Source organism: Companilactobacillus versmoldensis DSM 14857 = KCTC 3814 (genome assembly GCF_001434295.1).
In the GTDB taxonomy this organism is placed as follows: domain Bacteria; phylum Bacillota; class Bacilli; order Lactobacillales; family Lactobacillaceae; genus Companilactobacillus; species Companilactobacillus versmoldensis.
Genome location: NZ_AZFA01000004.1, coordinates 1 through 22,649 on the forward strand (window position 1 = coordinate 1; position 22,649 = coordinate 22,649).

At 34.3% G+C, this 22,649-nt stretch carries 19 protein-coding genes and 1 other RNA gene; 8 read left to right on the top strand and 12 right to left on the bottom strand.

Features of this window, described 5'->3' with window-relative positions; translation table 11 throughout:
• Positions 1 to 31: 31 nt before the first annotated feature.
• Both FC27_RS03080 and FC27_RS03085 read right to left on the bottom strand, forming a co-directional pair.
• Positions 32 to 844 carry a MetQ/NlpA family ABC transporter substrate-binding protein gene (locus tag FC27_RS03080; protein WP_010624144.1) on the bottom strand — a complete coding sequence of 271 codons (813 nt, stop codon included), beginning with the start codon at positions 842 to 844 and terminating at the stop codon, positions 32 to 34.
• 844 nt (positions 845 to 1,688) lie between these two features.
• Entirely contained in the window at positions 1,689 to 2,486 is a 798-nt protein-coding gene (locus FC27_RS03085) for a DPBB and LysM peptidoglycan-binding domain-containing protein (RefSeq protein WP_010624145.1), read from the bottom strand.
• A gap of 226 nt (positions 2,487 to 2,712) precedes the next feature.
• On the opposite strand from FC27_RS03085, the gene FC27_RS03090 reads away from it, so the two are divergent.
• Both FC27_RS03090 and ssrA read left to right on the top strand, forming a co-directional pair.
• Positions 2,713 to 3,312 (top strand): YitT family protein, encoded by a 600-nt coding sequence (locus FC27_RS03090; protein WP_056938069.1) that lies wholly within the window; start codon positions 2,713 to 2,715, stop codon positions 3,310 to 3,312.
• Positions 3,313 to 3,448: 136 nt separating this feature from the next.
• Positions 3,449 to 3,813, top strand: a transfer-messenger RNA (tmRNA) gene (gene ssrA / locus FC27_RS11575).
• Between the two features lie 200 nt (positions 3,814 to 4,013).
• Here ssrA and FC27_RS03095 read toward each other — a convergent pair.
• The 5 genes from FC27_RS03095 to FC27_RS03115 all read right to left on the bottom strand — a co-directional run bounded on the left by FC27_RS03095 (position 4,014) and on the right by FC27_RS03115 (position 13,049).
• Positions 4,014 to 6,569: a LamG-like jellyroll fold domain-containing protein gene (locus FC27_RS03095; protein ID WP_010624147.1), complete on the bottom strand. Its 2,556-nt coding sequence runs from the start codon at positions 6,567 to 6,569 to the stop codon at positions 4,014 to 4,016.
• 1,114 nt (positions 6,570 to 7,683) lie between these two features.
• Complete coding sequence (locus FC27_RS03100) at positions 7,684 to 8,976, bottom strand: glycosyltransferase family 2 protein (protein ID WP_010624148.1); 1,293 nt, start codon at positions 8,974 to 8,976, stop codon at positions 7,684 to 7,686.
• A gap of 672 nt (positions 8,977 to 9,648) precedes the next feature.
• Positions 9,649 to 10,857, bottom strand: a complete 1,209-nt coding sequence (locus FC27_RS03105; protein WP_010624149.1) for a hypothetical protein — start codon at positions 10,855 to 10,857, stop codon at positions 9,649 to 9,651.
• Positions 10,858 to 11,086: 229 nt separating this feature from the next.
• Complete coding sequence (locus tag FC27_RS12135; protein ID WP_010624150.1) at positions 11,087 to 12,244, bottom strand: C40 family peptidase; 1,158 nt, start codon at positions 12,242 to 12,244, stop codon at positions 11,087 to 11,089.
• Between the two features lie 280 nt (positions 12,245 to 12,524).
• The gene (locus FC27_RS03115; RefSeq protein WP_010624151.1) at positions 12,525 to 13,049 is read right to left on the bottom strand and encodes a VanZ family protein; all 525 of its coding nucleotides are present in this window, start codon (positions 13,047 to 13,049) and stop codon (positions 12,525 to 12,527) included.
• A 202-nt stretch (positions 13,050 to 13,251) separates the two neighbouring features.
• On the opposite strand from FC27_RS03115, the gene FC27_RS03120 reads away from it, so the two are divergent.
• On the top strand, positions 13,252 to 13,902 hold the full coding sequence (locus FC27_RS03120) for a sugar O-acetyltransferase (protein ID WP_010624152.1): 651 nt from the start codon (positions 13,252 to 13,254) through the stop codon (positions 13,900 to 13,902).
• 83 nt (positions 13,903 to 13,985) lie between these two features.
• Here the strand turns inward: FC27_RS03120 and FC27_RS03125 are convergent, their stop codons facing one another.
• Positions 13,986 to 14,180, bottom strand: coding sequence for a CsbD family protein (locus tag FC27_RS03125; protein ID WP_010624153.1), 195 nt, complete (start codon positions 14,178 to 14,180; stop codon positions 13,986 to 13,988).
• Between the two features lie 176 nt (positions 14,181 to 14,356).
• Here FC27_RS03125 and FC27_RS03130 point away from each other — a divergent pair, with 176 nt between their 5' ends.
• The 5 genes from FC27_RS03130 to FC27_RS12205 all read left to right on the top strand — a co-directional run bounded on the left by FC27_RS03130 (position 14,357) and on the right by FC27_RS12205 (position 17,571).
• Positions 14,357 to 15,733: an amino acid permease gene (locus FC27_RS03130; RefSeq protein WP_010624154.1), complete on the top strand. Its 1,377-nt coding sequence runs from the start codon at positions 14,357 to 14,359 to the stop codon at positions 15,731 to 15,733.
• 89 nt (positions 15,734 to 15,822) lie between these two features.
• Positions 15,823 to 16,269, top strand: a complete 447-nt coding sequence (locus FC27_RS03135) for a GNAT family N-acetyltransferase (protein ID WP_010624155.1) — start codon at positions 15,823 to 15,825, stop codon at positions 16,267 to 16,269.
• 335 nt (positions 16,270 to 16,604) lie between these two features.
• The gene (locus tag FC27_RS11980; RefSeq protein WP_010624156.1) at positions 16,605 to 16,817 is read left to right on the top strand and encodes a hypothetical protein; all 213 of its coding nucleotides are present in this window, start codon (positions 16,605 to 16,607) and stop codon (positions 16,815 to 16,817) included.
• A 120-nt stretch (positions 16,818 to 16,937) separates the two neighbouring features.
• Complete coding sequence (locus tag FC27_RS03145; protein ID WP_081483525.1) at positions 16,938 to 17,378, top strand: IS3 family transposase; 441 nt, start codon at positions 16,938 to 16,940, stop codon at positions 17,376 to 17,378.
• Positions 17,353 to 17,571 carry an IS3 family transposase gene (locus FC27_RS12205; protein ID WP_081483526.1) on the top strand — a complete coding sequence of 73 codons (219 nt, stop codon included), beginning with the start codon at positions 17,353 to 17,355 and terminating at the stop codon, positions 17,569 to 17,571. The genes FC27_RS03145 and FC27_RS12205 overlap by 26 nt, the downstream gene beginning before the upstream one ends.
• A 151-nt stretch (positions 17,572 to 17,722) precedes the next feature.
• Here the strand turns inward: FC27_RS12205 and FC27_RS03155 are convergent, their stop codons facing one another.
• From FC27_RS03155 to FC27_RS03170, 4 genes are all read right to left on the bottom strand, one after another.
• Complete coding sequence (locus FC27_RS03155) at positions 17,723 to 18,517, bottom strand: DUF2399 domain-containing protein (protein WP_029508142.1); 795 nt, start codon at positions 18,515 to 18,517, stop codon at positions 17,723 to 17,725.
• A gap of 1 nt (position 18,518) precedes the next feature.
• Entirely contained in the window at positions 18,519 to 21,161 is a 2,643-nt protein-coding gene (locus FC27_RS11985; protein ID WP_050901046.1) for an SbcC/MukB-like Walker B domain-containing protein, read from the bottom strand.
• Positions 21,162 to 21,271: 110 nt separating this feature from the next.
• Complete coding sequence (locus tag FC27_RS03165; protein ID WP_050901047.1) at positions 21,272 to 21,634, bottom strand: AAA family ATPase; 363 nt, start codon at positions 21,632 to 21,634, stop codon at positions 21,272 to 21,274.
• Entirely contained in the window at positions 21,627 to 22,643 is a 1,017-nt protein-coding gene (locus tag FC27_RS03170; RefSeq protein WP_029508143.1) for a hypothetical protein, read from the bottom strand. Before FC27_RS03170 ends, FC27_RS03165 begins: the two co-directional genes overlap by 8 nt.
• Between the last annotated feature and the right edge of the window lie 6 nt (positions 22,644 to 22,649).

The window sequence follows — 22,649 nt, forward strand, 5'->3', positions numbered from 1 at the left end:
AAGCTCGGTACTTTAGTACCGCTGTAGTTCACTAAAGCTTTAAATTCCATGCCGGTATAGTGGTGCCTTTATACTGTTTCTTGATATTCTTAGCATTGGCTTCAGATTGGTATGCTTTCACTACTTTCTTGTAAGTAGGATTATCTTTATTTTTCTTGTCTGTTGCGATCACATTGATCCAAGGTTTTGACTTCTTAGTTACCTTTTCTTTATAGATTACTTCATCTTCTGGCAAGTTGGCACTAGCAGCGATTGTATTATTGACCACTGCAGCTGATGCATCATCTAAGGAATGAGCCGTTTGAGCTGCATCTAGTGGTGTGATAGTGATCTTCTTATTATATTTGGTAATATCTTTGACAGTCGGTAAAGCAGTCTTCTTTAATTCGATCAGACCAGCTGATTCTAACAATTCCAAGGCCCGCCCTTCATTGGTTGCATCGTTAGGAAGGGTCACCTTATCACCAGATTTCAGTTCATCGATTGATTTTAATTTAGTCGAATAAACTCTTAATGGTGCAATAAACGTTGTTCCAATCGAAACTAAATTAGTATTGTGAGCTTTGTTCCAATTATTCATGAAATAAATATGTTGGAAAGAATTGATATCCAACTCTCCTTGAGCAAGTGACTGATTAGGTTGATTGAAATCATTGAATTCGACCAGTTTCAGATTGATACCTTGTTTCTTTAGCTTTTGTTTAATAGGTTTCCAGATTGGATCATCAGAAGTCATGATCCCAATCTTGACCGTCTTTTCTGATGAGTTATTGCCACAACCAACTAAAACGAAAATAGAAAAAATGGCGACTGCCACTAAAATAAAACCACGTAACTTTTTCATGATATTCCTCCCTATTATCTAAATTTAAAACTAAAAAAGCCGCTCCTAAAGCAAATTTGATTGCTTTTAGAAGCGGCTTTACCCGCGGTACCATTCTAATTCTGGATAAACTTACACTTATCCACTTATCAACGTACGAAATATATACGCGTGTACTTTAATGGGTACCAACCATTGCAACCTTATCCTTTCGGACTCAGCGCACCAATTACAGGTCATTTTCAACGAATATTTCAATCCTTCTCTCAGCATATGAAGGCTTTCTGTCTATCGATATTCGCTTACTTCCCCTGATCACCTTGTTTGGTAATTAGTTTTAACTTTTATGATGGCTCAAATAATAAAGCCTAAAAACAAGCTTGTCAAGCAATTTATTAGTAAAATTCTTTTTTGATTAAATATTTCTAATGATGGAAAATAAGTTAAATTTGCTTTATAACAAGCTTTTTCCAGCGTTATAGCGGTTTGAAAATTAAAGTATTTTTCTCCCATATTTTTCTCAAAAACTGGTATGATGAACCTGTAATATAAATTGATTCTTGATACCTTAGGAGGTAACTAGATGAGTAAAAAATTCATCCAATTTTTTCTCAATCATTTTCGATCAATCAATTCTCCACTATCGGCGGTTTATATTTCACATCAGATTACTATTATCAAGAATGCTCAACCAACTTTTAAAAAGGAGCCTCCCTGAAACATTTATCATAAATTAAGCAATTTTAATTAATAAAAATTTTTTCCAGAGCCTGCCACGATGTTGGTGGGCTCTTTTGATACAAAAAAAACTTCAAACGAGTTTTTCTCGCTTGAAGTTATTTCATGATTCATATTTTATTGTAGATTAGCCCACTACTTCAACAGATGCTGTTGTAACACCGTATGAAGGGATACTTGCGTTAGGCATAGCAACGTCTAATTGGTTAGGGTTGCTGTTAGCAAATGTTCCTGTATCATTAACAGTTCTATACATTACAGTACCGTCTGATAGAGTAATCTTAAGTTGTGTTCCCTTAGGGAAGACAGATAAGTTAGCGGCAACACCAGAATAACCCATGTTTGAACCTAATACAGCTGGATCATAGAAACTGATCTTATATTGACCAGCTGACTGTGTTGAAGCTGATGATTGAGTGTTTTGTGTAGCTGTTTGTGTTGCAGCTTGTGTATTTTGTTGTTGTGTTGCTTGGGCTTGTTGTTGTGAAGCCTGTGCTTGTTGCTGTTGTGCTTGGGCTTGTTGTGCTTGTTTTTGTGCTTGGGCTTGTTGTTCTTGTTGAGCCTGTGCTTGTTGTTCTTGTTGAGCCTGTGCTTGTTGTTGTGAAGCTTGGGCTTGTTCTTGTTGTGCTTGTGTATTTTGTTGTTGTGTTGCTGTTGTATTTTGTGCAGCAGCGTTAGATGTAGGCAATGTGATTGTCTCACCAGGGAAGATCAAATCGAATCCGCCAACTTGGCGACCGTTTGCTTGTTCCAAGGCTGCAACTGAAACACCGTTTGCTTCAGCAATGCTCTTGTATGAGTCACCGGCAACAACAGATACATGACTGCTATCCAATGTTGTGGCAGCTTGAGAAGTACTTGTCTTAATTCCGAAGGCTGTTAAAGCCATGGCACTTACAAATGCTAGTGATAATACTTTTTTCATAAATTTAATACATCCTTACTTTTTAAAAGTTTAGCTCTTATCGCTATGTGAAGTACTATAACAGGTTAATGTTACATAACCACTCCATGAAAATTACATTTTCAGCTTTTTATGTAACCTCGGTAATATTATCGTAATATTTTTATATAAATAGTTAATTAAAGCCCAACTAGTCAACCATCATCAAAATTGCTCGGTCTCTGAAAAAGATGGTATATTTAATAATATGAATAAAAAAAGTTTGAAAAATTTCGAAAAAGTTCTTTTAATGCTGGTTTCTCTTGAATTGATTGCCCTGAGTATCAATCTTTTCTTTGAACCAAGTAATGTTGCTGCAGGTGGTGCCACCGGTGTCGCTATCCTATTATTTGAAGGATTCAACATTCCCACCTATTGGTCAGTCTTTTCTATTAACATAGTAATGTTGATTGTTTCTTACTTCTTTTTAGAAAAAATTACTACCATAAAACTGACTTTTGGAAGTTTTGTCCTACCACTATTACTTTTTATCACTCCCGTCGTCGATTTAGTGTCCCAAATCTTTCTATCAATAGTAATAGGAAGTATTATCTTCGGAATCGGGCTAGCAATCCTCTATACTTTGAATATGTCCAGTGGCGGGACAACAGTTCCACCACTGATCCTCCACAAAAATTTCGGCATCGAACGATACATCAGCCTGTTCATAATCGACGGGATTGTTTGTATTGGAAATATCTTTGTGACCGGCTGGCTTTCTTTTGGTTTAGCGGTACTGTCAATTGCTATTTCTAGTGTCGTTATTAAAATCTGTACTATTATAGAAGACAAATATTTAAACTTTTAAAAAAATCCTCAGTTTGATGTGAAATCAACTGAGGATTTTCCAAAATCTACTATATAAAGGTAAGACTGTTGCGAAATATTAATTTACGGTATAATATAAGTATTCCGGGGAACTTCCCGGTTATCAAAGAATATCTGGGGATGTTCTGGATTCGACATGTGTAATAGCGTGTGGGCTGCACTTCGTTTATATGTTTCGTAAAAACATTCAGTTTATTATAACTGCAAAAAATAATAATTCATACGCATTAGCTGCTTAATAACAGTCTAGGCGTGATCCAACCTGACTTCGCCCAAGGGTCAGAATTGGGGCTCAAATTAATTGGGCTACGTTTAGCTATCACTTCTGAATAGTTAAAAAGAGATTTATCAGAATAGTCATTATGGTTTGCCTGGTTGTGCGGCGCTCATGATGGCGAAACTTCAAATAGCATAACTATGAGTGTAGAAGCTTACATAGCATTATGCCTGGACAGGGGTTCGATTCCCCTCATCTCCATAAAATAAGGCGAGTATGATCGAGATTTAAAATCTTGATTGTACTCGCCTTTTTATTTTCATAATTTTATTGAAAAGTATTAATTTACCTAGCAACTTTTCTGTAAGTAACATTTTTTATTGTCGATGATAAAAAAACATCCCCAATACAAATGGGAATGTTTATTCTTGTCATCAAAAATATAACCAATCAAAATTAGAATCTTAATCTTTACCATCATGTGTGGTGGCACCATTATCATTGTCCAAATCTACTAAGACTTCTGTCCCATCGGTTATCGCAGCCATTGCTTCTTTAATTGAAACTTTTTCTGGATTCTGAGTTTCAGAATGTTTTAACTTGATGGTTGCCAAACGGCCAGTAAATTGGTGCTTGGAAGTCACTGTTAATTTCAATACACCGTTTTCGATTTTCTTACGCAGAATTCTGGCACCTTTAACGGTTCTAATGCTTCTGATACTGTGTCCTTTCAAATCAATTCTCATATCAAATGACTTGATACCGCGTTTCTTCAAGTTTGTTAATCCAAGCTGAACAGTGTCACCTTGATCCTTTATCTGAATAGTTTCAACATCACGTTTCTTCTTAGATAACTCTGATTGACTCAAGAAAGCAGAGTTATCGAAGACTTTACTATCGACCATATGTGGAGCGTTCGGTACTTGTAAGGCATTCAATACTAGAGCGGTAATATCAGAATTACTGCCCCCATGCAGGCGACGTCCGCTATCGACCGTTTCCCCACCCATGGCAATAAAGATATTTCGATTGGGATTATTATTGGCACCATGGTTCATTCCTGCACCGCCGTGATCAGAATTTGCAATCACCAAAGTATCGTGGATATGACCAGTGGCTTCTAGTTTATCCATTACTTTTTTAAACAGTTGATCGTATTGATAATATTGTTTCCAATAATTATTGTTATACCAACCTTTTGTATGTCCAGTATGGTCCATGAAATCACTTTGCATATAGACCATAGACGTATTTTTAAAATCATCTGTCCCAATGTAATCAGCTACGTCATCGAATGATTTCAATGACTCAGATTGTTTGGTTTTAACTGCAGCATCGGGTTCAACAATACCATTAACGATTGCTCCCCACTCAGCAAACGCTGCCGTTTGTTGAGTCGGATTGTTTTTTTGTAAAACCTTAAAAACAGAGGGGAATAACGGATCACCTTTTCCAAAATCAGCAAAATACTGTTGTCCCATGGTTGCATTAGTCCCGCGATATTCCTGAGGTAAAGTTGCCCATGGTCGACCATGTAACATCGAAATATAGTTCTGGGCTGAAATTGCTGGCTTAACAGATTTTGCTGTTGTGCTCATAGCAAATTGTTTATTGAACAAGTCCATCGTATATTTGTTTTGACGTTTTTTCATTAAATATGGATTTTTAGTCCAGATAGGCACCCCAATCCCCATATCATAAAAAATTCCATTTGGATCCCATGGATCACCACCACCATCAGTTGTTAATACGATGACATGCTTATATGGTTTAATTTCAGCTTTAACATCTACAATTAAAGGTGATCCTAGTTGGATTTCACCTGATTGACCGATTTGTTCAAAATGAATATCTGCTTGGCCGGTGGCATTCTCTTTTGCGCGTAAATTGATCCGTCCCAAACTAGTCTTTGCGTAATAAATGAAATCAGCATTTGATAGTTTGGCAGATGATGTGATTCTTATCCTTCCGTCGGAAACTTTTTCAATCGTAGTTTTGTCGTTCCCCAGTTTACGTTCTGAATCAATATACTCAAACTGATTTGGATTATAAACAACGTCAATGGATAATTTTTGGGAATTATCAGCTTTTAATTGTCGAGCATGAACATTCAATCCGTATGTTGCTCCTGCAGCGATTTGCTTAGGACCAACCAACTGCGTCTCCATCGTTTGCTCAACGTGGTCAGATTTGTGCTGGTCATTATGAGCACTTTGACTTAATTGTAAAATTTGGTCTGCGTTCAAGGCTTGAGAATATAATCGAGCTGATTTTATTTTACCTTTCATTTCTGACTGAACATGTGAACCAGGTAAAGCATCCCCACCTAAAACAAGGTCCTTAGTATTTTCGGCAAATTTCAAGTCACCGTTCATTTTTACGGATTGAACAAGTTTGCCATCCAAATATAGATTAGCTGTTTTATTCTTATCAATAACCCCAACTGCATGAACCCATTGTCCAGTTTTTAACTTACCAGAAGGCTTTTTATAATTTTGACTATCATGTGCAAAAAAGATCACCTCACCATGTTGAACACCGAGACCAAAGCCACCATATTGTTGACTAGAAAAAATTTCGTGCTCGTTATCGACGTCCATATTTGGATCGTATTTAAAATATGCCTCGATTGTTAGTTCTTTCTTTATCTGATCTTGTTGACTATCTGACAATACTGTATAGAAAGCCGATTTACCATCGAGATTTAAGACATCACCATTCATCTCGTCATCGGTTGTGATAGCAGGCTTCCCCGTTGGATTCCATTGATTCTGACTTTTTGAGTCTGTTAGTTTATTATTTTTAATACCTAGATTGATAAAAGCTGTCTGTGAAATATTAGTAGTATCTTCTGATGTTTGAACAGACTTCGAGGACAAATCCTGTGAAGACGAATTAAAGTTAGTAAGAGTTTGTTCAGTTGCTTTAGATTCAGGCGTTACTGCGGCAATGGCCGGAGTTACCGTCGTCGTTAAGGTTGCTGTACAAAGTAATATAGTCGTTAAAATACGAGGCTTCATTAAAATTATCACTCCAAAATTTTATTACAAATCATTTGAACAGTACGTAATTGATTTATATTTACGCAAGTTTCAATAGCTGTTAAATCTTTAAACAAAGCTAATTAGCATTGGTCAATCTTTTAGGATCATTAAATTTAATTTTTATAATACAATTTCTAACTTTTACATTCATTTAAATTATCCAAATGTGAATCAGACTTGAAAATTTTCTCGGACAGATTATTGATCTAATAAAAAAGGCATCAAAACAATCCCCCTGCAACTTACAATATGGTTTCAATCTTGAATGACATCAATATCCATAGACTTAATCTGTTTACTCACATAGTTTGGACAATTTGAATTTTGCATATTCCCCCCTAAATTCTTCAATAATTTAAATTTATCATCGTGACAATCGAATTAAAAATTTAAATTTTAGTGAAATATATAAATTAAAAAAATAAGTTTCTTTTTAACAACAAAATTTAAAATATGGGAATTATTAAATCCGTGTGCTTTATATAATGAAAGCGTCTAACATAAATAAAATGTAAAATAACAAAACCGTTGATAGTGATTATTCAGAAATATAATATTTATAAAGTATATAAACATACAATGTTTAGTTATATGAAAAGACGTTTTTTGAAATAATTATTGTAGCTAAAGACTTCGGAATTTTTGGTTATAACATTGGTTATAAACGTCTATATGAATAAATTTATTAAAGTTGGATCTTAAATATATAGCACAACGAATTAAATTTAAGACATAAAAAACGTCACCTAATAATATTAGGTGACGTTTCTCTGTAGATATTTAACGTTCATATCAAGTACAAAACAGGCAAGCCTACAATTCGTCATAGTAACTAAAGCTTACTATTACAAAAATTAATCTAAGGAAAATTCCTGACTTTAACGGGCATCAATCATCAATATTTCTAATCGTCCATCCAAAAGCTTTGCAATATGAGTTTTCGACTGACCTTTATCCATCATAAAGTTAATAGATTAATTTTGATTGATTAATTTGAAAATTTTTACTATTAAGAAACGAGTTAGCTTAAAAATATTCCATAAAAAAACGATCACTTGTTGATTATTACAAGTGATTGTTTAGAATATCATCAAAGTTTTTCAATGTCTTCGACATCCAACTCAACTTGACCATGAGAAGTTTTAGCCCACGAGTTATTTTTCTTCAATAAATTCTTGAAAGAAATATAAGGAACAAATGAAAGTAATATATTGTATGCCATACATTCAATTATAGTAATAATGTGAGAAAATTTAAAATTATCTTTTGTAATTTTAAGATATTTCTTAAGGACAATTAGCCAAACCATAATTGATAATATAGCAATTGTTGACAATATAAAAATAGTACTGATTAAATGACCAGTCAGCGCATTATGTAATTGTACTAGTAGAGTAACTATATTTGCAATATTTAAAAGCATACTACAAAACGGCAAAATCAATAAGAGCACAAGATCAAATTTAACTGCTGGTGTTATCAATCGATTGATCATTATTTCTTTACCATATTTAAACAAACATTGCATCGAACCTTGACACCATCTTACTCTTTGAACAATAAGAGGTTTAAGTGATGGTACAGCTTCTTGATATACTGTAGCGGATGGTAAAAAAAGTGCTCGATGATTTTTAAAAAGGCCTCGAAGAGTAAATTCTAAATCCTCCAAAAGTGACTTTCCCCATTTAACATCTTCAGCCATTTTTAGAGTTACAAATTGCCCGTTACCGCTAGCAATTGCTTGACCAATAATATTTCTACACTCTTGCATAAATGCATTGTTGCCCATGAATTCTAAGTCCTGCATTTTTGAAAGCCAATTTTGTTTCTTATTGAACATACCAACGGAACACTGAACCATGCTAATATTATTTTTTTCAAATGTTCCGATAATATCATTAATATCATTGTGACTAATGAAACCATCAGCATCAATAATACCAATAATAATTTGTTTCTCAGATAAAGTATGCGGTAATTTTGAAATATAGTTTATTCCAAAATTTAGTACGTCACCTTTACCAGTTTGAGCATTTGGTTTTTTACGATTTAAAATATGAATTTTAGTTCGTTGATAAATTTTCAGTGTGTTCGCATACTTGTTCAACTCTTTTAAAGTTTGATCATCAGAGTCATCATCGATTAAAACAATATTGGGAATAATAGTTTCATCAACTTTGTCCAATTCATCATTTAACTTTGATATATACCTTGAAACTGTTTTTTCTTCGTTTAATAATGGCATCATTATAAATAGCTCATATATTAAATTCCCTTTTTTTATCGGCAAATTCTTTGTTTTTTTGAAACAAAAAAATAAAAACCACAAAATATACAATACAAATGCCACTAAAGATATTTTTAAACAGGCGTTAATAAACATATCTATAATAGTTCCCCCCTAAGATTAGATATATACCATGATTATGGTACGTTCAAGATTATACAGATATTTTGAAAATATACTATTCACGAAAGTGAAAACATGTATCAAATTTTCTGAAATCAATTCTGCTCCAAGGATTACGGGAAACATTATTTATTTTATTTTATTTTTAACAAAAAATATCATCAGTATTTTTTACATTAATCAATGCATACATATTTAATCTTATTATCTTGAGTAAACTTTACAAGCCAGTACAGATTTCTCTGTATTTACCAAAGGTTTTCCTCAAAGAAACTTCATTCTTTCGTTACTCACAAAAATAAACTATTAAGATTTTAAATTAGAAACACTAGGATGAGGGTTCCCAACATCTTGACCAGTTAAATTTTCTATGTCAATGTCACACTTGGAAAAAATTCTAGAATTTTGGGTCAACATAAAATAATTAAACCTATAAATCAAACTCTGCGAGCTTACGCCATTCTTAATCCAATGTTATTTTAAAATAATTATTACCTTAGTTATTACACTAAAAGTCCCCGATAAGAATCCAATCAAAAAGTCTGTTTTTATTGGATATTTATCGGGGACTTTAAATAATTTTTATTATTAAAATTTCAATATTGCTTCAAAGCACTGTCAGAAACTTATCTAAGCACATTAAAATTATTTACTAGCATAAACTTTTACACCACCAAGAATTCCAGATCTAGCAACTTCGTTGCCATCTTTCGTTTGCATTTGCATGTATGGATCTTCATCCAAGTTTTCAGCAGTAGAGAACATTTTGATTCGTTTATAAATTGGTGTTGCATATGCTTTCAGAGCACTTTTACTCATATATGCTACATCATCGGACACAATAACCTCAGCGGTGTTTGTATCTTTATCATAGTTGAACATTACATCGGGATATTGATTTTGCAAGTACGCGTTTATGTCAGCTTCAAATGATTGTACCTTTTCATCTTCCTTCGATGCTTTCGAACTTTTTTTATTCCCTTTGGTCTGTTTGTTATTAACCGTAGATGTGCCGGAATTTGACGATTGATTGTCCTTTTCAGAACTATCTGTATCTTTGGCAGTAGTATTTTTTTTAGGCTTTACATAGTTTGGATTCGTAATAGTAATATCGTCAGTATCACTATCCTCTAGACCCTTTTTATGTGCAAATATTGAATATTCAACTTTTTTCTTTTTATCTGATCCTTGGAGAGTGAATGACCACTTGCCATCATTTCCAGTTGAAATGGATTTGATTTTATTATAGTCAGCATCGTCTAGCTCGACCGTTCCATTTTTTATAGCATGACCAGTAATTGTGGCTTGATCATTGTTGTCTTGTTTCTTTTTAATATCACCAAATTCATCTGCACCATCTATCGACAACTTTGCATAGGCTGAATCTGGAATGTCCCCAATCGACACGTGCATATCTTTGGATGAATTGGGACCATTTATCGCCTTTAATTTAAAATCGGTGTCAGATTCAAGACCAGAAAAATAAAACTTTCCTTGATTATTTGAATAAGTCTGTTTTTTTACGTCATCAACACCATCAGACTCGTTTAATTTTACTAAGATATTGGGTGTAGTGACTCCTCTTAAAGTTCCAGTAGTGTGTGTCCCCTGAATTTTGACTGTATTATTTGGAATCATAATAGTTGGTACTGGATGAACTATACTATCAGCCATCACATAGACACCTGATAATGATAATGGAACAAGGATGATTGCTGTACCGATTGAAATAAGCAACATTAATTTTGATTTTTCATTATTGTTTTTCCAGTTTTTCCATGATTTTCGTAAAAAAAGTATCACCCCAATAATTACTATCAACAAAAGTAACAAAATAAAAACATTAGTAAACATTATTACTCCCCCTCTAATTCTTCATTGCATTCATAAAATGCAATTCCTAATTCTACAGGTTGTTAATTATTTTGTTAAATAGCGTTTAAGTGAACTTATCAATAAAAGTAACAATCATTTACTATGAAACCGCATAACATAATTCACATATCGTCTAATAAAAAAAATGACCTATTAAAAAATAGGTCACTATAAAATAGTATTTATTCAAATCACCAAAAAACACAAATCACTTAAAGATCCGTACACCAAATGATGGCTCAAAACTTGAGCTTATCGTATCGATTTTTACATTGGTACCTGGTCTCAAAGCATTTAAGTACTGATCGTTACCAAGGTAAAGAGCAACGTGGTAACTAGCTCCTTCGGGGCCCCAGAAAACTAGGTCTCCTGGTTGGAGGTCAGAAATAGCTACTTTTGTTCCGGCTGTTTCCTGTGGTACTGTCCAAGATCCAATATTTTGTCCAGTGGCGCTTCTGAAAATATATTGCATCAATCCTGAACAATCGTAACTGTCTGGTCCCTTGGCGTTCCAAACGTAAGGCTTACCTAATTGGTCTTTAGCCACATTTATCACGTCAGAGATCACTTGATCTTTTGACTTACCATTCAACTGAACAGTTGGACGGGTTGTTGAAATAGTAGAAACGGTTGAAGATGGTACCCAACCACCATTACTGATCTCATACCAAACTTCTCCACCTGCTTGAACAGTAGAGTCTACTTCGGCTATTGCACCAGTGTATAACCATTTGCTTGTAGCTGAACTGTAGTTGCTGTCTGAATAGACTGGACTATCGGCAGTAATTTTTAGAGCAGCAAAATTTGGATCCCAAACTTTGGCAGCCGATTCATCCAAACTAGTATTAGTGACCTTAGTATATTGTCCTGAGACCCATTGATCATTACCTATTTGATACCAGGCATCACCGTTACTATCGATGACCTTTTGAAGAAATTTCCACTGAGTCCCATTAGTAAGTTTAGTTCCCGTTGCCGCCTTATTCGGACCGTATCCTTGATATAAATCAATCCCATTTGTGGGTGCATAACTGATCTCAAGTGTTCCAGAGTTTTTTACAACTGTATCACTTGATGAATTATTATCCGAAAATTGTACGTCATCTGTTTTAACATATTCGTCAGTAGAAACACGGTAGGCAGTTCCCACATTGTTAAGACTTGATTTGCCATCGGTGTACCAAGCAGTATTTGCTGCTAAAGAACGATTTTTTACTAAATCCCCTTTACTGTTATAAAGTCGTGCTTGTCTAAGAGTAGTAACAGTGCCTTCGTTCGAATCAGCCTTTACTTGATTAGTGTTAAAGGCAATCCCACCAATAAAACTGGCACTAATTAACAAACTTGTAATAATTTTTTTCTTCATATTTTTCCTCTACATAATAAATATTACATATATTATATATTATTCAGACGTAAATGATGATGAAAAGAATATGACATTTATATGTCAAAAACGCCTTAGAAAAGGCGTCCTAATTTTGAGAAAAAGAAAAGGCCCCACATCTCCTGATGTGGGACCCCGGACAACTGTATAACGGATCTTGGAATGTATACAACTGCCACTTTTTGAATAACAGGTAGGCTACCTGCAACAAGTATCATACAGATATTTGCTATAAATTGCCAGTCTTATTTGATATTTATTAATTTTTTAAGAGCCAGGAGTGCGCATATTTAACGTTGGACTTATTAAGTAAGTAGGAAAATACCACTACCATAGCTGCTCCGACCACTATTCCTGATGCATTAGCCAGAACATCATTGATATCGCTCGAACGATTGATCAAAAAGGCGTGTGATAAGTAATATTGACTAGTTTCAATCATGCCTCCAATGACTATACCAATTGCAGTTATCCTGAGTAATGACCAATGATTGAATGACCATTTGATCATCATTCCTAAAGGTATAGTTAAAACAATATTTTCAATAAAGCCTAAATTAATATCAAGTCGCGTCAAATTCAACCGACCAACTCCTAATGGCATTATGTAGACTGCAGAACCATCAAATGAAATGGGCGTGAAAACGATAATTTCTAGCAAAGTCAGATAGACCAATCCTGTCAGATAAAAGCCTCTCTGTGCTAATCTAGTTTCTCTTTGATAGATGTTTAGACCACCAAAGAATGTGAAAAATAAAATCAAAAATAAAGGTATCCAGCGCATAAAATCACTTCTTTCTTAAATAACATTTTTCTATTGGATTGATTCGTTACTTAAAGAATACTGGAGCTTTATTCAACAAACCTTAAAAAATATTGACGTTTTTATGAACAATTATTATCAAGATGAATATTTTAGTTAGAATGTGTAAACTTGATAGTAATGGATGCTAATAAGTATTTCTAATAATCGCTGGAGGTTGCTAATGATATCTGAAGAGAAGATCCGTGAATTCAAAAAGCTTCGACAATCAGGAGAAATATATAATTGTTCTGATGAGGACTTTATTGAATATCAACACCATTTGGTTCAAAAAATCTATGAATACAATCACACTCCTGAAACTGATTTGGGACTGAAAAAAGGAGAACAAATTCTTAAAGATACTGTTGGTATCTATGGGGAAAACCTGACGATCACCCCACCAGTCGACGCCAATTGTGGCTTAGATAGTGTGTCTTTTGGAAAAAATGTTTATGTCAATTACAACTGCAGTTTTGTTGATGACGGCAATATCTCTTTCGGTGACTACTCCATGATTGGACCAAATGTCACTTTTGCGACCGCAGCTCACCCTATTTCACCAAAATTAAGGCAAAATCAGCTCCAATACAATAAATCCATCAATATCGGTAAAAATGTCTGGATTGGTGCGGGTGCAATCATCTTGCCGGGGGTTACCATTGGTGATAATTCCATCATTGGTGCTGGCAGTATCGTCAATAAAGATGTTCAGTCAAATATCATCGTAGCTGGTAACCCGGCTAAAAAGATCCGTTCAATTACTGAAAAAGACGATCAAATCTACGACCATGACAAAATCATTTCTCAAGATATTCGAGAAAAATATTTATAAAAAAATTCTGCAACACAAAAATGACATCGAAGATTTCGATGTCATTTTTTGATGGTTAATATATTTACAAAAAATAAGTAATGCTATTCTTTGTCTGAGTCTAACTTATCATTGATTTTCTTTGAGGCTTTCTCGACTGTTTCATCGACTTTATCTTTGGCCTTGCCTAGTGAGTCTTGAACCTTACCTTTTAATTCTTTGGTATCGTCTCCACTAGCTTTGCCGACTGCTTGATTCGTCTTACCTTTGATTTGATCTTTTTTACTATCAACGCTCATAAATAAAACTCCTCTCCTATGATTTATGTAAACGATAACACCTTTCGAGACTGGTGGCAAAACATTTAACTTATAATTTTACCATCAAAAAAATGATATCAAATTGTGGACAAGTGCTCTATAATTATAAACAGTTTAAATGTATATAATTTAAACTGAGAGGTGAATCATATTTTATGAATGAAAAAAGCGATGAGTCTTTAGAGCCCAAACTTCAAAGGAACCTAAAGCCTCGTCAGGTTCAAATGATCGCAATTGGTGGTGCCATCGGTACTGGATTATTCTTAGGTGCTGGTAAATCCATCAATTTTGCCGGTCCAGCTATTATTTTAGCTTATCTGGTCACCGGGATAATGTGTTTCTGGATCATGCGGGCACTGGGAGAACTTTTAATGTCCAAACTAGAATATCACTCATTTGTGGAAGCCATTTACGATTATCTCGGCAAAAGAACTGCCTTTGTGATTGGCTGGGCTTATTGGGCCAGTTGGATTGCAATCGCCATGGCAGAATTGACTGCTATTGGTGTTTATATTAAATGGTGGCTACCAAGTTTGCCTCAATGGGTCCCAGGAATCATAACCTTGATTATCCTATTGTGTGTCAATTTGATCACGGTCAAAGCTTTCGGTGAAGTAGAGTTTTGGTTTGCGATGATCAAAGTTGTAGCTATTTTAGCTTTAATCGCTGTCGGTATTTTCTTAATGATCGTTCAATTCAAGACTAGTGCTGGTGTTTCTTCGCCAGTCAATTTAGTCAGTCATGGTGGATTCTTCGCTCGTGGTTGGAAAGGATTCTTACTGTCATTACCAATGGTCGTCTTTGCCTTCGTTGGTATCGAAATGATTGGTATGACTGCAGCAGAAACAGAAAATCCTGGAACTGTTCTTCCTAAAGCCATCAATAGTTTACCAATCAGAATTTTACTATTCTATATTGGTTCCCTAGCTGTCATTATGAGTATTTTCCCATGGAACCAATTAAATGCCAATTCAAGTCCGTTTGTTCTAGTATTTAATGAAATTGGTATCAACGGTGCTTCTGATATTATCAACTTCGTGGTCATCACTGCAGCAGCATCTTCATGTAATAGTGCCCTCTTTACGACCGGAAGAATGCTTTCAGAACTCACGGGAGCATCAAAAAGTCCTCGTGTCAAACGAGTCAGCAAGTTATCAAAACACCATGTTCCATCAGTGGCAATTATTCTATCAGCTATCTTGATTGCCTTTTCTGCAATCATCAATGCAGTTATGCCAAGCGACGTCTTTTCATTGATCTCTGGTGTCGCAACAACCAGTTTCCTATTCATTTGGGGAGCTATCATCTTAGCTCACTTGAAATTGAGAAAAATACATCCCGATAATCCAAAATTCCGGATGCCACTTTCGCCAATTTCCGATTACATCGTACTGATTTTCTTTGCCATCGTTGCAGTAATGATGCTCTTTGAAACAAGTACCTTGATTTCACTGATTTTCGACGTCATCTGGCTCGGATTATTGATTTTCTTAAGTCGTCGTCATAGTTCAGATGAACATATTGCACTATAAATAAAATCAATCCATTTTTTTGGATTGATTTTTTTATGATATTTAAAAAATGTTTATCTTCACACCATTCTTTATTTGGAGGAAATATCATGATTCACTATCAACTTAAATCATTCAATCAACTCACTACAGAACAATTATGGTCCATTTATCAATTAAGGGTAGCCATCTTCGTAGTCGAACAGAAATGTTACTATCAGGAAGTTGATCAGGACGATAAAATTGCTCAACATTTATTAGGCTACGATGACAACAGAAACTTAGTCAGTTATGCCCGCTTGATCCCTGAAAACGACCAAGTCAGGATCGGACGCGTTGCTGTTGCCAAAGAAAATCGTGGCCACGGTAGTGGTCGTAAACTATTCTCACAGGCATTAATCTCAGTGAAAAGTAGTTTCCCACAAGCTGACCAAATCAATATTCAAGCTCAAGCATATCTCAAGGATTTTTACAGTAGTTTTGGTTTTCAAGCTACAAGTGACGTTTATCTGGAAACAGGCATCCCTCATCTGGATATGGTCAAATTAACTGATTAGATGAAATATCCTATATTTTTAATGTACTTCCTCATGGTCAAATTTTATCTAGATTCAAAAAACAAAATAGCAACTGAATATTTAAATGGTTGTGGTTCCACATCACTTGCAAAAAAATATAGCATTAGTGACGAGACATTAATTCTTAATTGTTACATAATTTTAATTTACATGGAATAGATTCACTTATACCACGTAAAATAGATTTAAATTATTCTAGTCAGTTTAAAGTTGAAGTATTAAACCAACATAAAGCCTCGCTTCCAGCAACGGCTCTACACTTCAACTTATCTTCTCCTAACACAGTTTAGCAATGGCAGAAGAAATATGACGACATGGGAATAGCCGGTTTACAACGGCGTAGAGGTAATCCTAAATTGACTAAGAGAAAATCGAAAAACAAAACTCAATCAAAGGATAATGATCTGAATGAAGAAATAAAGAGACTCAAACAAGAGAATACGATGTTAAAAATTCAAAATGAATTCTTAAAAAAGGTCGATGGCTTAACTCAGAAAAAATCAGCACAAAAGAAATCTCAAAAATAGCCACTGATTTAAGGCAGTTATTTCAAGTGCAAATCAAGGCTGTTTTGAAAGTCATCTCAATACCAAGAAGCACGTATTATTATGCACGCATAATTTGATGAAGATAAGATCATTCAAGCTATGGATGAGATCAGGCAATCAGATCCAAAATATACAAAGAAATACGGGTATCGTCGCATGACTGATGCACTTAAAGAATTGAGTTTCACTGTCAATCATAAGAAAGTCCTACGTATCATGACTGATGGGCCGTATCAAAAACTAGTAGCAGACGTTAATGAGTTTAGGTATGGAGACATAGGCCAAAATGATCGTGTATATCTTGAGCCGATAATGGATCTATTTTCTGGAGAAATACTAGCTTTTAATATCAGTGAACATCCAACTGTTGAATTTGCTATAAAACCTTTGAAAGAAGCATTAAATATGCATTACAAAGTTAAACTATCAGACAACGGTACATATAGACCAAGGATTCCAATATCAAAATGGTACCTGGCAAAGAGTTTTAAGAGAACATCACGTCTTTCGGAGCATGTCCAGAAAAACAACATGTCTTGATAATGCATCTATAGGGTCATTCTTTCACATCATGAAGGTCGAAATGATGGATACTCACTACAACAAAAAAGCCAATCTCATTCGGTCAATGACCGAATGGATCGACTTCTATAACAACAGACGTATAAAGACAAAACTAAACGGAAAGTCACCGGTAGGATACCAAGAACTTTCCGTTGCAAAAGCAGCATAATTAAATGTCCAAACTTAAGGGTTCAGATCAATTTTACATAAGTAAAATACTCCTTTTCAACCAATCTACGTCCTACAATAAGCTTAACTTAATAAGTTTCATTTAATCGTCAGTCTTTGTCCGTTCTCATTTTTACGTTATATTTACATTTTTACTCGTTCAACCATTGTTCAACTATTGGTTCATACTCTTGAATTAACTGTTCTTGCTCGACAAATCTACCTAAGGTATGTATTGAATCTGCTTCTCTTTGTAAAATGGGGTTTACAACATTGACAGCTTTGCTACGATTCGCATCCAATTTTCCATATCGAACTAACCAATCAAAAGCTTGATCTGAATTTTGAAGTTCAAATATATGTTCTCCAATTAATGATGACAAGTGATTAGCAATTTTTATCCCTTCGCTGTCTAAGTCACCTAGATAAGTCACTTTTAGGCCTTGGCCCACCAATTTTTTTAAAAACAAATTATAGTAACGGTTGAAATTATTGCCTGACTGATTGATTAATGGCCAATTTGGATGCAACTGATGTAACCAAATAAAAACCCCATTATTTTCAACAATTACCGCTTTATTATTTATTATTTTAACGGTTTCTAATTGGTTGATTTGCCAAGAATTCAGGGTAATTGGTTGTGGAAGATCAGTACCGATAATATTGGCACTGACAAAAGAATTTCCAATCAAGTTAGCATTTAACTCATTGATAGTTTTATCAGCAAAGTAGTTATTTATTATCCAATGATAATAATGATATATCTCCGGTAACACTTTAGAATCGTTGAACGTGTGTGCCGTGAAACCAAGATCCACAGCTTGCTGACCAAGTGGCGGTAATAACTGATTAGTGTCAATTTTCTTAAAGATTGAATCTAATAATTTGGCATCTCCAGATAAAACTTTACCAGTTTGTCTTTGATAAACTTCGATATATTTACTCATATTAATTTTTTGTCCAAATGACCGCTTCACGGACTTCATTTTCATGAAATCGACCATCATTTTTATTTTTGGGTGGAATTACATCATAAGCAATATTATCGACACCATCGGCTAATATTTTATTTTGAGAACCACTTGGCATAGTAGCTAAAAAGTTAAAACCAAATTGATCGATGGTTCTCGCAAATGACTTAGCTGTTTCAGGATCTAATTTATCAGCAAATTCATCGAACATTATCAAATGTGGAGCATCCGAAAACTTTGATCGATTAAGAATCATTTTAGGCACTAACAATAAAGGTAGAACCATTGATTGAGCTTTTTCGGCCCCAGAACCACCAGACTGAACGAATTTATCATCGACGAGTTCAAACTCCCCCACTTCAGCCTGTTTTCGATGAATCCAAATTTGAAAATCGGACCATTGACGAATATCTAATAACTTTTGAGCTTCTTCAATAAACAGCTCATCATCATCAGCAATTGTAATATCACTCGCCAATCTTTCTAAACGATTTTGGACTGCTCTTAAAAGATTTGGCCGTTCAGTTAATGATGTATCACGAGCTTCCTCAATCACTCTTATATCAACATCTTTTGGTTTTAATGATACTTTTAATTGAATACCCTGTGATTTGCTAACACCATGAGTCAGCATTTTATTATATCCATCAATCAAATCATATTGATCAGAAATTTGATGAACTGCTGCTTCAAGATAAGTTGTCTGTGCGACCACGTTACCAGACTTGAGCTGGCTCAATGATTTTTCTACCGCAGAGCCGTCTGTGTCTAAGATCTTTTGAGCTTGATTAATATCAAATGGTACCACTACCAAAGATTCCTCATTGATGGACCGATTTTTCCGCATAAGACTGGCTATTGCAGAATATCCCCGTTCTTCAAAAATAGAGTCTAAAGCATAAGAATCAATACCATTTTGATTACTATTACGAATTATACGACCGATTTTTTCAGAAAGTTCGCTAAAAGTATTATTTCTTACTTCAGTTTTGTGACTAGTCAAAAATTTCATATTTTCATCAATTGTTAGAAGTTGATAATCTTCAATCATATACGGTTTTAATATTCTTAAATTTCTTTCAGTATCATCTTTATAGTTGGTTAATAACTTTTCAGTTTGCTTAACTGATCTTTCAAGGTTATCAATATCAGCCTGATTCTTGATTTTATCATTGTTTAATTGCGTCTGAGACTTTTCATATTGCTCAAGATCGTCTTTTGCTGAAAGAATTTTATTGTCCAAATTATCGTCGATGATTAAGGATGCTATTTCTTTTTCCAATTTTTGTATTTCAGCTTTTTTCACTTCAACATCGAACCCATCGTATTCTTGATTCAAAGTAGCTTTTATTTTAGAAATATCGTTGGAAATATATGCTAATTCTGCTTCTTTTTTATCAATTTTTTGTTGGATAGCAGTCAAAGTTTTATTTAAAGTATCCAAGTCGTCAACTAATGAGCGAATCAATGATGGTAATTCGGCATTATCGATAAATTTTTGTAAATCTGCATTATCTGAGAGTAAATCTAATCGTTTTTGTTCCAGTAACTTATATTTGTAACTCATTTTTGCAGCACCTGCATCGTGAACATCTTTGTTATCTTGATGCAATCCTGGTTTGATCCTACCAACAACAGGACCACTAGCACGCAAATCAATTTTTTCATCCATATTTTCGCGCATTTCTGAAACTATTTTGATATCTTCGCTCAGCCGATTTTTATTATCAACGAGATTCTGGTAATCTTTTTGCAAGTTTTTCATCTTACGAATATAATGCTTTAATTGTTCGATCTGCTTTGACAATTCAAATTCAGAGAAACCATTATCCAATTGTGTCAGGTTTGATAGCTGTGAAAATAATTGTTGTTTAATAGGACTGATTTTATTATCAATTATTTCTTTTTCAGCATTAAGGCTATCCATCACTTGCAGAGCTTTTGCCAAGTTTTCCTCTGATTCATGTAATTGTTTAATAATTCCTAAATAATTTCTAATTTGGACTTCAAGAAATTCTTTTTGATTTTTCTTATCCTGACGTTGGTCTTCAAGAATCTTTTGCTGGGCTTGCTTTTGTAATAATTTTTGAATTTTCGATTGTGCTTGTTCCAATTTTGGCTTCAGTATTTTTAATTGTTCAACCAATCGATCAAGCGCTTTTTCTAATTGTTCCTTGTTGACCTTTTGTTCTGATAAATTTTTTGATTGATTTCCATAACCTTCCAGGAATTTTTCTTGTAATCGATTTAAATTTCGCCAAAAAATCTCCTTTTTCATTTTTATTAATTTCTTTTTTCCACGCTCAATTCTATCTAAGGTTGATCTTTTACGATTGACTTCCCTTTGGGTATCAGCTACAGATTCAATTATCTGAGCATCAATTCCTTCTTGAGCGTTCTTCATTGCCTCTAAAATTGGTGTAAGTCGAGAATTTCCAGCTGTTAAAATTGGTGAAGCAAGTAATTGATAAGCGTTAGCTAATTGGTGCAAACTTCTGACGTCATTGAATCCGTAAATATTATTTGCTACATAACTTTGGAATTCACTAACCTGAGAAAAAACACGAAATTCATTTCCTAAATCAGCATTCCGGAAAGAAAATTCATCTTTTAAAAACATTTCGCCATTGATATCACTGGTTTTTAACTTTAAATCTTCATCTATATTGTTGCTAATAACAACAAACCACCAAGTCGGTTTCCTATTTTCACCAATTGACCGATGAGCACCTATACCGACAATGACTTGCCGTTTTCAGATTTCATTAGCATATAACTATAGCCGGTCCGAACTTTCATCGATCCTTTACCCCAACCTAAAAGCATATTTTCAAAAGTTCTAGTATCGTTTTTAGAATTTCGAGTTGTCGTTTTTTCAATTTTGTCTGTGCCTTTGGCAGGATTAAATGAAGGAGTTGCAATTGACCCGTCTACAAGCATTGGAAAGAAACAATTAGCCAAAGTGGTCTTACCCGCAGCATTCTCTCCTATCAAAGTGAAATTACCTTTTTTGGAGACTTGAATATCCTTATCAATATAGTGATTAAAATTTCTAAGGTGAAAACTAATTGGTGTCAGTATTTTTCTACTCATTGTCATTTCCTTTCGAACGTTCTTCAAGATCAAAACGTTGAACAATTGGTGTTGGGAAAATAAATTCATTTTTAATAGCTATCAAACCAAGATCCATCAATGACTCTTTAACTTGGCTGAGTGCAATATAATTATTTGGAAAAATATCATCGATTCTCTCTTTAATCAATGTATTCAATTTATCTTGCGAAATCCCTGTTCGAATACTTTTGGCAACAGAAATTGCGGTAACAGCCGGTTTTGATTTAATTTGTTGTCTTTTCTTATCTAACAATAGAGCATAACTATCACCAATCTCCAAATCAAAACGGTCTAAGGCCGCCCATTGCTCAGCAATTTGGCTCTTATTTTTATATAAATAATTCCATAGTTCAGGATATCTACGACTACCAATATACCGATGTATTAAAAGTTGCTGATTGATCTTTTGGATAGTAGTCAAATCGATTTGTTTATCAAAGTCTTTTTTTATGCAATTAACGATTGCTTGAGCAACTGTATTAAAATCAGGATTGATATGCCAGTATTCAGTCACCTCTTGGTTCTGCTCACTTGGGGCAAACTCAGGATAGTCCAATGTGAAAAGCTTGAACTGATCAACAAATATTTCCGTAACTATTTGTCTGATTGATTTCTCATCCAACTCGACAACTTCACTGTTAACTTGTCTAATAACCATTTGTGTCAAGACCGTACGATCACTTTGATTGGTCTGTAATTCAGGCAAATTAATAATTGTTTTTAGTGTGGCCAAGAGTACATGTACAGTTTCAGAGTCTTCATATTCTTCACCAAACATAAGCAGCAAGTTTTCTTGGATATTTTCTGGCTGGATACCAATGAGGTCTCTCAAATAAATGTTTATTCGTTGTTGGTTACGAGTTTGCCGTAAAACATTTACAGCATTTAGCATATCTTTAGAAGGCTTATACGGATGACTAGTAAATAGACCGTTGTCTAACAATTGATTAACAATCATGTGCTCTGAATTGGTAAGTTTTGTGACCATCTTTCT